Origin of the sequence: Streptomyces venetus (assembly GCF_039540295.1) — a bacterium.
Classification (GTDB): Bacteria; Actinomycetota; Actinomycetes; order Streptomycetales; family Streptomycetaceae; genus Streptomyces; species Streptomyces venetus.
In genome coordinates, this window is the sequence record NZ_BAABET010000007.1 from 554,596 (window position 1) to 562,595 (window position 8,000).

General features: G+C 73.4%; 6 protein-coding genes and 1 pseudogene. 5 read left to right on the top strand and 2 right to left on the bottom strand.

Annotated features, from left to right (window positions below; all coding sequences use genetic code 11):
• The first annotated feature begins 137 nt into the window (after window positions 1–137).
• From ABEA82_RS25150 to ABEA82_RS25170, 5 genes are all read left to right on the top strand, one after another.
• Complete coding sequence (locus ABEA82_RS25150; protein WP_345663886.1) at window positions 138–1,463, top strand: radical SAM protein; 1,326 nt, start codon at window positions 138–140, stop codon at window positions 1,461–1,463.
• 234 nt (window positions 1,464–1,697) lie between these two features.
• Window positions 1,698–3,209 carry a cellulose binding domain-containing protein gene (locus ABEA82_RS25155; RefSeq protein WP_345663887.1) on the top strand — a complete coding sequence of 504 codons (1,512 nt, stop codon included), beginning with the start codon at window positions 1,698–1,700 and terminating at the stop codon, window positions 3,207–3,209.
• A gap of 199 nt (window positions 3,210–3,408) precedes the next feature.
• Window positions 3,409–4,515 (top strand): ribosome small subunit-dependent GTPase A, encoded by a 1,107-nt coding sequence (gene rsgA, locus ABEA82_RS25160; protein WP_345663888.1) that lies wholly within the window; start codon window positions 3,409–3,411, stop codon window positions 4,513–4,515.
• A 77-nt stretch (window positions 4,516–4,592) separates the two neighbouring features.
• Entirely contained in the window at window positions 4,593–6,005 is a 1,413-nt protein-coding gene (locus tag ABEA82_RS25165) for an AlkA N-terminal domain-containing protein (protein WP_345663889.1), read from the top strand.
• On the top strand, window positions 6,005–6,505 hold the full coding sequence (locus tag ABEA82_RS25170; protein WP_345663890.1) for a methylated-DNA--[protein]-cysteine S-methyltransferase: 501 nt from the start codon (window positions 6,005–6,007) through the stop codon (window positions 6,503–6,505). The genes ABEA82_RS25165 and ABEA82_RS25170 overlap by 1 nt, the downstream gene beginning before the upstream one ends.
• Window positions 6,506–6,562: 57 nt before the next feature.
• On the opposite strand, the gene ABEA82_RS25175 is transcribed toward ABEA82_RS25170, so the two are convergent.
• Complete coding sequence (locus ABEA82_RS25175) at window positions 6,563–7,045, bottom strand: DUF456 domain-containing protein (RefSeq protein ID WP_345663891.1); 483 nt, start codon at window positions 7,043–7,045, stop codon at window positions 6,563–6,565.
• Between the two features lie 239 nt (window positions 7,046–7,284).
• Window positions 7,285–8,000: pseudogene (locus ABEA82_RS25180) on the bottom strand (hypothetical protein); the annotation flags it as partial.

Sequence of the window (8,000 nt, forward strand, 5' to 3'; positions counted from 1 at the left end):
GGCGGCTGATGAGCTCCGCGGTCGCACCCGCCTGCCTGGGGTGACAAAGGGGGCACATCGGGGACCCCGGTGCGACTCCCGCGCTCGCGGCGGCATACCGTGAGGAGTCGTACGTCCGAACCGGGAGGAGACACGGGATGGGCAGCGGCAGCCGTACCGCGCTGGTCGAGGATCTGATGGAGCGATTCCCGCACGTTCCGCGGGAAGCCGTCTTCAAGGAGGACCTGCTCCGGGGCGGTGTGGCCTTCGAACCCTCGGCGCTCAGCGACAACGAGGGCGGCGAGGTCAAGCCGAAGTCGTACTTCATCTTCTCCTTCGACCACGGCACCCTGCCCGAGCTCGGCGAGGCCGCGCTGCGCCGGCCGCCCGAGGAGATCGTCCTCACCGGCGGCCCCTACGACCTGCGCCGCACCGTCGTCTCGGTCCGTGTGAACCCCTCCTCGCCGTACCGCGTGGCGGCGGGCGAGGACGGGATGCTCGGCCTCTACCTCGACGGCAGGCGCATCGCCGACGTGGGCGTGCCTCCCATGCCGGAGTACTACCGCCACAAGCTCTCCAACGGAAAGTCGGTCATGGAGGTGGCCCCGACCATCCAGTGGGGCTACCTGATCTACCTGACCGCGTTCCGCGTCTGCCAGTACTTCGGCGCCAAGGAGGAGTGCCAGTACTGCGACATCAACCACAACTGGCGCCAGCACAAGGCGGCGGGCCGCCCGTACACGGGTGTGAAGGACGTCGACGAAGTCCTCGAGGCGCTCGAGATCATCGACAAGTACGACACCGCGAAGGCGTCCACCGCGTACACGCTCACCGGCGGCGCGATCACGACGAAGGTCCAGGGTCTGGACGAGGCGGACTTCTACGGGCGGTACGCCAAGGCCATCGAGGAGCACTTCCCGGGCCGCTGGATCGGCAAGGTCGTCGCCCAGGCGCTGCCCAAGGACGACGTGCAGCGCTTCAAGGACTACGGCGTGCAGATCTACCACCCCAACTACGAGGTGTGGGACGAGTACCTGTTCAAGATGTACTGCCCCGGCAAGGAGCGCTACGTCGGCCGCGACGAGTGGCACAAGCGCATCCTCGACTCGACCGAGGTCTTCGGCGCGCGCAACGTCATCCCCAATTTCGTCGCGGGTGTGGAGATGGCCGAGCCGTTCGGCTTCACCTCGGTCGACGAGGCCATCGACTCGACCACCGAGGGCCTGCGCTTCTTCATGTCGCACGGCATCACGCCCCGCTTCACCACCTGGTGCCCGGAGCCCACGACCCCGCTCGGCAAGGCCAACCCGCAGGGCGCGCCCCTGGAGTACCACATCCGTCTGCTCCAGGCCTACCGGCAGACCATGGAGGACTTCGGCCTCTCCTCGCCCCCCGGCTACGGTCCGCCCGGCGCCGGCAACGCGGTCTTCTCGGTCAGCTCCTTCATGGACAGCCTGCCGGCGGACGCGAACATCCCCGTCTGATAACGCTTTGATGACGTCCTCCCGCATTTCGTCACGGCGTCGAGTCGCAGGGCGGTTGCATCCGTACGACACACCGAGGCCGGAGTCGTGGGGGCGCACCGCCCTGTCCTGACATCTGAACAGGGCGCTTGTCAGTTGTGTGGGAGGCGTGAAAAGCTCTTGCCCTGCCGCGAGGTTCCCCCCAACTCCATTGCCGCTGTGGTGAGTTGATCTCGCTTTGGATGCAGGAGACTCATGCCCGACCTGCCGACCCCTCAGGACGCCGCCGAGGCCGCGCTGTTCTCCGAGTGCTGGGACGCGGTCCTCGCCTACGCCGATCTGTGCACGTCCGGCTCCACCGCCGCCGCACAGCTCGGCCGCGAGGCGTTCGCACACGGCACACGCGAGGCCCGTGCGGCCGAAGCCGGCCCGGCCCGCGGCGCCGGCCGCCGTCCCGCCCGGCTGCCCCGCATACCCCTGCTGCTGACCGCCGTACGCACCACGGCCGCGACCTGGGAGGAGGACGGCCAGGGGCACAAGCTCGATCCCGACCTGCGCCTGTGGCTCAACTCCGACAAGGCCGCCCGCTACACCGGACCGCCCCTGCAACGCCCGCTCGCGCTGCGCGGCCTGCGCGACCTCCAGCAGGCCGACGCGGAACTGCTGTGGCTGGCCGAGGTGGAGGCCCTGCCGCTGCCCGTGGTCGCCCGCCGCCTCGGACTCGACCCGGACACCGTCGCCGAGGAACTCCAGCAGGTGCGCACCCTGTTCCGGGACCGCTGCCACCGCAACCACCTCGACACCCCGATGGACGCGCGGTGCCGCAGCTACGCCCGGCTGCTGGACGCCGTCACCCGCTCCGCCGCCGCCGACGCCCCGGGCGACCTCTCCCGGCACCTCGCCACCTGCGTGCAGTGCGCCGAGGCCGCCGCCTGTCTGCGCCTGCACGGCGGCGGGCTCCCCGGGGCGCTGGCCGGCGGGGTGATCGGCTGGGGCGGGCTCGCCTATCTGGAGCGCCGCCGCCGCGCCGTCGAGGTGCGGCTCGGCGCCGGCCGTCCCGGCCCGGCGGGCAAGGCGGCCGGCGAAGAGGAGGACGGGACGCAGAAGGCGCGCGTCGCCCGCAACGGCCTCCTCGTGGCCGCCGTCCTGGTCTCCGTGCTCGCCCTCGGCGTCTCGATGATGCCGTTCGGCGGCTCCGGGGACGACCTCGGCGCCCGTGGCGACGTCGACCGTCAGCCGGTGGCCGATCCCCGTCCCAACCCGTCCCTGCCGTCCGCCCCCTCGCTGCCTCCCGCGACCTCGAAGCCGGCCGCCACGGCCACCGCCACCGAGGGCGAGAAGCACACCGAGAAGCCGGACCGGCCGGAGGACGGCAACGACGACCGCCGGACCGAACCGCAGGGCACCTCCTCTCCCACCGGCCGGACCGAACCCGGTGAGAGCGAGGAACCCGCCTGCCGGGTCGAGTACGACCTCGTCAACCAGTGGCCCGACGGCTTCCAGGCCACCGTCACCGTCACCAGCAGCGCGGCCCTCGACTCCTGGCGCGTGTCCTGGTCCTTCCGGGACGGCCAGCGGGTCGGCCAGATGTGGGACGCGTCCGTCTCCCAGGACGGCTCCCGCGTCACCGCCACCGCCGCCGACTACAACAAGTCCGTCGCCGCGGGCTCCGACCTGGCCTTCGGCTTCATCGCCTCCTGGCGCGGCAAGAACTCCCCGCCGTACGGCTTCACACTGAACGGCCACGACTGCGCGAAAAGCGGTTGACGCAACTCCGCCGTGACGGGATAGCGTTACGGCGGTTCCACGAGGTTCCGAGGCGAGTCGCGAGAAGAAGAGGAGGTGTCGACCGATGGCTGTCATTGCGATGGGCGCTGCCCGCATCCAGTTCATCCACTCCACCTCCTTGGCCGCCGGCTGATCCGACCGACGTCGGGCCGGGGGTCGACCTTGGGAAGGGTCACTCTTGACTGCCAGCTCCGCTGCATCCGTTTTCACCGCGCTCGCTCCCTACGGCTGGGACGAGGCCTGGTCCGAGGCGTTCACCCCGTACGAGGCCGAAGGGCTGCTGCCCGGCCGTGTCGTCCGGGTCGACCGCGGGCAGTGCGACGTCGTCACCGCCGACGGTGTACTGCGGGCCGACACCGCATTCGTCACCCCGCACGATCCGATGCGGGTCGTCTGCACCGGTGACTGGGTCGCCGTCGAACCCGGCGGGAACCCCCGCTACGTCCGCGCGTATCTGCCGCGCCGCACCGCGTTCGTCCGCTCCACCTCGTCCAAGCGGTCCGAGGGGCAGATCCTCGCGGCCAACGTCGACCACGCCATCGTGGCCGTGTCCCTCGCCGTCGAGCTCGACCTCGGCCGCGTCGAGCGGTTCCTCGCGCTCGCCTGGGAGTCCGGGGCACAGCCCGTCGTCGTCCTCACCAAGGCCGACCTCGTCCCGGACGCCGTCACCCGCGCCCACCTCGTCCAGGACGTGGAGACGAGCGCGCCCGGCGTGCCGGTCGTGCTCGTCAGCTCCGTGGAGGGGGACGGGCTCGACGTGCTGGCGGCGATCGCCGGCGGGGGGACGTCCGTGCTGCTCGGGCAGTCCGGCGCGGGCAAGTCGACCCTCGCCAACGCCCTGCTCGGCGAGGACGTCATGGCCGTCCGGGCCACCCGGGACGTCGACGGCAAGGGCCGCCACACCACGACCACCCGCAATCTCCTCGCCCTGCCCGGCGGGGGCGTCCTGATCGACACCCCCGGGCTGCGGGGCGTCGGCCTCTGGGACGCCGAGACCGGCGTCGGGCAGGTCTTCGCCGAGATCGAAGACCTGGCCGAGCGGTGCCGTTTCCACGACTGCGCCCACGAGGCCGAGCCGGGGTGCGCCGTGCTGGCCGCCATCGAGACCGGGGAACTGCCGGAGCGGCGGCTGGACAGCTACCGCAAGCTCCTCCGGGAGAACCAGCGCATCGTCGCCAAGACCGACGCCCGTCTGCGGGCGGAGATCCGCAAGGACTGGAAGCGGAAGGGAGCGATCGGGCGGGCCGCGATGGAAGCAAAGCGCGGACCGCACTGGCGTTCGTAGTCGCGTCGCCCCGCCCGAGCGCGGTGTCCGATTTCCGCCAGCGGCATCCCCGCCGGGGGCGGAGACTGGACACCGTGATGGACGAAGAGACGAGGGAAGACCCCAGGTACGAGGCCGTACGCAGCCGTGACGGGCGTTTCGACGGCGCCTTCTTCTTCGCCGTCGAGACGACCGGCATCTACTGCCGTCCGAGCTGCCCGGCGGTCACCCCGAAGCGGGCCAACGTACGGTTCTTCGCCACGGCAGCCGCCGCGCAGAGCTCGGGCTTCCGGGCCTGCCGGCGGTGCCGCCCGGACGCCGTGCCCGGCTCCGCCGAGTGGAACGTCCGCGCGGACGTGGTGGGCCGGGCCATGCGGCTGATCGCCGACGGTGTGGTCGACCGGGAGGGCGTCACCGGTCTCGCGGGACGGCTCGGCTACAGCGCACGGCAGGTGCAGCGGCAGCTCACCGCCGAGCTCGGCGCCGGGCCGGTCGCCCTCGCCCGGGCCCAGCGGGCCCACACCGCGCGCGTCCTGGTGCAGACGACCGAGCTGCCCATCACCGAGATCGCGTTCGCGTCGGGCTTCGCCAGCGTGCGGCAGTTCAACGACACCGTCCGCGCCGTGTACGCGTCGACACCGAGCGAGCTGCGCGCCTCCGCCGCGCCGAGAAACGGCCGGGCCCGCCGCACGGCCACCCCGAACGCCGGCATCCCGCTCCGGCTGGCCCACCGCGGCCCGTACCAGGCCGGACCCGTCTTCGACCTGCTGCAACGCGAGGCCGTACCCGGCATCGAGGACCTGAGCGGCCCGCCCGGCGCCCGCACCTACCGGCGGACGCTCCGCCTCCCGTACGGCACCGGCATCGTCGCCGTCGACGAGCGGCCCGGCACCGCGCGGACCGGGCTCGGCGCCCACCCGGGCGGCTGGCTCGACGCCCGGCTGCACCTCACCGATCCACGCGACCTCACCACCGTCGTACAGCGGCTGCGGCGGCTGTTCGACCTCGACGCCGACCCCTACGCCATCGACGAGCGCCTCGGCTGCGACCCCCGGCTCGCGCCCCTGGTCGCCGCCCGGCCGGGACTGCGCTCGCCGGGCACCGCCGACCCGGAGGAGCTCGCGCTCCGCGCCCTGGCCGACCCGGCGGAGGCGGAGCGGCTCGTACGGCGGTACGGCAAGGCCCTCGACGCGCCCTGCGGCAGTCTCACCCATCTCTTCCCCGAGCCGGCCGTCCTCGCCGGGGCCGAGCCCGGCGGCACCCTCGGGGCGCTCGCCGCCGCCCTCGCCGACCACGCCGTACGCCTGGACCCGGGCGCCGACCGGGACGACGCACAGGACGCCCTGCGCGCCGTGCCCGGCCTGGACGCCCGCACCGTCGCCGAGATCCGCACCCGCGCCCTCGGCGACCCCGACGTGGCCCCACCCGGGGCCGACACCCCCGACAGCTGGCGCCCCTGGCGCTCGTACGCCCTGAACCACCTGCGCGCAGCAGGGGAGTGGGAGTTCTGATGACACCGACCTACTGGACGAACGTGGCCTCGCCCCTCGGGCCGCTCCTCCTCACCGCCGGCCCGGACGGCGCGCTGACCTCGCTGTCCGTGCCCGGGCAGAAGGGCGGACGCGTGGTGCGGGACGACTGGCGGCGCGACGAGGGTCCCTTCCGCGGGGCGGGGGAGCAGCTCGCCGCCTACTTCGCCGGGGAACTGAAGGAGTTCAGGCTGGCGTGGCGTACCGAGGGAACCGCGTTCCGGGAGAAGGTGTGGGCCGCGCTGGACGGCATCCCGTACGGCTCGACCGTGACGTACGGGGAGATCGCGGCGCGGATCGGAGCGCCCAGGGCGGCCGTACGGGCCGTCGGCGGGGCGATCGGGGCCAATCCGCTGCTGGTCGTGCGGCCGTGCCATCGGGTGATCGGGGCGGACGGCACGCTGACGGGGTACGCGGGCGGACTGGACCGGAAGGTTCGGCTGCTGACGCACGAGGGCGTCCTGGGAGAGCCTGTGCCGTAGGCGCGAGGGAGGGCTTACAGGGGCTCAGGGCTCAGGGCTCAGGGGCTCACAGGAGGCTCATCCCCAGATGACCGCGCCCAGCCAGGCCGCCGTGATCAGCTGGCAGGTGAACAGTTCGGTCAGGATGCTGGAGCCGCCCGAGCGCATCACCGTGCGCAGGGCGGTGACCGCCTCGGCGCGGCGGCCGAGACGGAGGCGTTCGAAGAAGTAGACCCCGGCCAGGAAGCCGGGGATCGCGCCGAGGACGGGGAGCAGCACGAAGCCGAGGGTGGAGCCGGCTCCGGCGTAGGCCAGCATGCGGCGGTTGGTGCCGCTCGCCCGCAGCCGCCGGGGCGGCAGGGCCCAGCGGACGCCCTGGGAGACGAACATCAGGACCGTGGCTCCCACCAGGGTCCACCAGGCGACGGGCTGCGGGTCCTTCAGCGCCCACCACATGACCGCGGCCCACACCAGCAGCGACCCGGGCACCGCGGGCAGCAGCACTCCGCACAGACCGAGCAGGATGACCAGCCCGACCAGCAGGAGGTCCCACACTCCCATCTGACCAGACTGCCGGACTCGGGGAGAAGGCGCAGGTCAGGAGCGTGGCAGTGGTCAGGACCGCAGGTCAGCCGGTCGCGGCCCCCGGGGGCGCCCGATATCGCATGATCGTTCTACGGCTCACTCGTCGGCGCCGTTCCCGTCGCCGTGACGGGCCGCTTTTTCCGCAAGCCCCGTTTTCATCCGGCTCGTGCGGTGGACAATCAGGGCATGAGTCAGCAGGGGGGAAAGCCCACCGGTCACGAGGACGACTGGTGGAGGCAGTTGTACGACGACTCCACCGACGACACGGGGCCCGCACCCGCACCCGACTCCCTGGACGACCGCTTCGCCTCGGCGGCGGGGGCGGTGGGGGACGAGGCGGACCCGGACCCGGGGGCGGACGGGGAGAGGCGGGACGAACGGCGCGGCTTCCGCCCGTGGAAGCGGGGCGGGCGGTCCGGCTCCGCCGGAGCCGAGCCGGTGGTGCCGGCGCCCCGCACCGGGTCCGCCGGTGCGCCGGACGGGCCCCGCCCCACCGACAGCTCCGCGCACCGCGCGCCGTGGGAGCCACCGCCCGCGCGGCCCCCGGGGCCGGTGACCTTCCCAGGGCAGCCCGGGCCGCACTCCGAGCGGGAGCCCACGGGCGGTGCACTCCCGCCGCCCGACCCCCGCACTTCTCCCGCGCCCCCGCAGGTCCCCCCACCACCGAGCACCCCTCCCTCCTGGCCGGGTGGTGCGGACGGCGGATCGGTGGGGGCGGCGGACGGGCCACCGGTGCCGCCGCGCTCCGCCGAGCCGCCACCGCCACCGGCGCCCCCGCGTTCCGCCGAGCCGCCACCGCCATCAGCGCCGCCGCGTTCCGCCGAGCCGCCACCGCCATCGGCGCCGCCGCGTTCCGCCGAGCCGCCACCGCCATCGGCGCCGCCGCGTTCCGCCGAGCCGCCACCGCCATCGGCGCCGCCGCGTTCCGCCG

What these genes read in the sequence shown, in the direction of transcription:
- ABEA82_RS25155 (WP_345663887.1), top strand. Translation starts at nt 1,698, where the DNA reads ATGCCCGACCTGCCGACCCCTCAGGACGCCGCCGAGGCCGCGCTGTTC.
- ABEA82_RS25170 (WP_345663890.1), top strand. Translation starts at nt 6,005, where the DNA reads ATGACACCGACCTACTGGACGAACGTGGCCTCGCCCCTCGGGCCGCTC.
- ABEA82_RS25175 (WP_345663891.1), bottom strand. Translation starts at nt 7,045, where the DNA reads ATGGGAGTGTGGGACCTCCTGCTGGTCGGGCTGGTCATCCTGCTCGGT.
- ABEA82_RS25150 (WP_345663886.1), top strand. Translation starts at nt 138, where the DNA reads ATGGGCAGCGGCAGCCGTACCGCGCTGGTCGAGGATCTGATGGAGCGA.
- ABEA82_RS25165 (WP_345663889.1), top strand. Translation starts at nt 4,593, where the DNA reads ATGGACGAAGAGACGAGGGAAGACCCCAGGTACGAGGCCGTACGCAGC.